Raw genomic sequence first — 2,396 nt, 5'->3', positions numbered from 1 at the left:
ACTTCAGGCTCTATCCCTTATTCAACAAGCTGTCTAGCTATGTTGTCACCCGTTAAGAAACAAGAGTTGAGGAAATTTAACAACTCCTCAACCCTCAGAACTGCGTGTTAAAGAATAGTAAAGTCAAAATTCGTGAAAGTATTGGCTTGAACTTCACTTAAAGAGGCTAAGAGTTCATTACTGTTCTGTACACTAATCAATGTATCATTAGCCTGGATGCCAGTACCCTGAGTAATTTTCAGTTGCTCAAAGGTAAGACCACCCATTAATCCCAGTAAGTCTACTCCAGCAGTGAAGTTGAAAATTCTATCAGCACCAGCGCCGGATGACAACATAAATGTATCCATTCCACTGCCACCGTACAGCGTATCCTGACCAGCGCCACCGTTAAGAATATCATTACCACCACCGGCGTACAACCTATCATTACCAGTACCGCCCTCAAGCCAGTCATTACCAAGACCGCCATTGAGCAGATCATCACCAGCACCACCGACGAGGTAATCATCACCAGCTTGTCCTAAGAGGTTGTCAGCACCATCGCCGCCTTCTAGATAGTCATCCCCAGAACCAGCATCGAGGACATCACTGCCTTCGTGACCGTAAAGTTGGTCATTACCATCTCCACCTGAAAGAAAGTCATTACCACTGCTGCCTTCAATATAGTCATCGCCAGATTCTCCATTGAGACTATCATCACCAGCACCACCATAGAGTTGGTCACTACCTGCGCCCCCCAGTAGTTGGTCGTTACCTTCACCACCATCCAAAAGGTCATCGCCAGTGCCACTGGTGAGAATATCGTTGCCCTCTTGACCATAAAGTTGGTTATTACCGATGAGACTTGTTAGCTGATCATCGCCTAATCCGCCTTCAAGGTAGTCATTACCAGCACCACCATCAAGGGTATCGTTACCTTCCTGGCCATAAAGCTGGTCGTTACCATCTCCACCATTGAGTAGATCATCATTTAAGCCGCCTTCAAGGTAATCATTACCAGCGCCGCCATCGAGGGTATCGTTGCCTTCCTGTCCATAAAGTTGGTCATTACCAATACCGCCATCTAGGGTGTCGTCACCAGCGCCACCATTGAGGGTATCATTTCCAGCTTGCCCTAATAGCTTATCGGCATCATCCCCACCCCAGAGGGAGTCATCACCATCACCACCGTCAAGAAGGTCGGCTCCTTGCTGACCGTAAAGTTGGTCGTCGCCTATGCCACCTAGAAGTTGGTCATTACCAGCGCCACCATCGAGGGTATCATTGCCTTCTTGACCGTACAAGCGATCGCTATCGTCACCGCCTAGAAGTTGGTCATCACCGAAACCACCATCGAGATAGTCTGTTCCAGATTGTCCGACAAGAGTATCTGCACCATCACCACCCCAAAGTTGATCACTACCTGAACCGCCATCTAGGTAGTCATTACCTTCTTGACCATAGAGGCGATCGTTACCTTCGCTGCCAATGAGTTGGTCATTACCAGCACCGCCATCAAGTTGGTCATCGCCAGTCCCGCCATTTAAGGTGTCATTACCTTCTTGACCGTACAGGCGATCATTCCCATCACCACCGTCAAGTTGGTCATTGCCAGCACCACCATCTAGGTAATCTGCTCCAGCTTGTCCTAAGAGATTGTCAGCATCTTCATTACCCCAGAGATAGTCATTGCCAGCGCCACCATCAAGGTAATCACGACCTGAACGCCCATAAATGGTGTCATTACCGTCATCACCAGCAAGCCTGTCGTTACCTTCTCCACCATCGAGGAGGTCATTGCCAGCGCCACCATCAAGGTTGTCATGATCTGCTTGACCATAGAGGCGATCTCTACCATCACCACCGATTATTTGATCATTTCCACTACCACCTTCAACGTAATCATCACCAGCGCCACCATCTAGGTTATCGTTGCCTTCCTGACCATAAATTTGGTCGTTGCCTTCACCGCCAGCTACTTGGTCATCACCAGCACCAGCCTCTAGGTAGTCATTGCCAGCACCACCATCTAAGATGTCATTGCCAATTTCACTATAGATTTGGTCATTACCGTCACCACCAACTATTTGGTTATCTCCAGAGCCAGCATCTAGGTAGTCGTTGCCAGCACCACCATCTAAGATATCATTTCCAGTTCGACCGTAAAGTTTATCGTTACCGTCACCACCTGAAAGTTGGTCATTGCCAGCACCACCATCAAGATAGTCGTCTCCAGCTTGACCTAAGAGTTGGTCATTACCATCGCCACCTTCCAAGCGATCGCTTCCTTCTCCACCATCAAGGTAATCATCTCCGGCTTGACCTAAGAGTTGGTCGTTACCATCACCACCTAAAAGTTGGTCATTGCCAGCACCACCATCAAGATAGTCGTCTCCAGCTTGACCTAAGAGTTGGTC

Annotated in this window: 1 protein-coding gene; it reads right to left on the bottom strand. The window is 48.5% G+C overall.

Annotation, left to right across the window (positions count from 1 at the left end; translation table 11 throughout):
- Positions 1 to 107: 107 nt before the first annotated feature.
- A partial coding sequence (locus VB654_RS23995) for a calcium-binding protein (RefSeq protein ID WP_323216350.1) occupies positions 108 to 2,396 on the bottom strand: 2,289 nt, incomplete at its 5' end.

This window comes from Nodularia sp. UHCC 0506 (assembly GCF_034931045.1).
Taxonomy (GTDB): domain Bacteria; phylum Cyanobacteriota; class Cyanobacteriia; order Cyanobacteriales; family Nostocaceae; genus Nodularia.
Note: the sequence above shows the minus strand (reverse complement) of the source record. Positions and strands in the feature narration are given on the sequence as shown.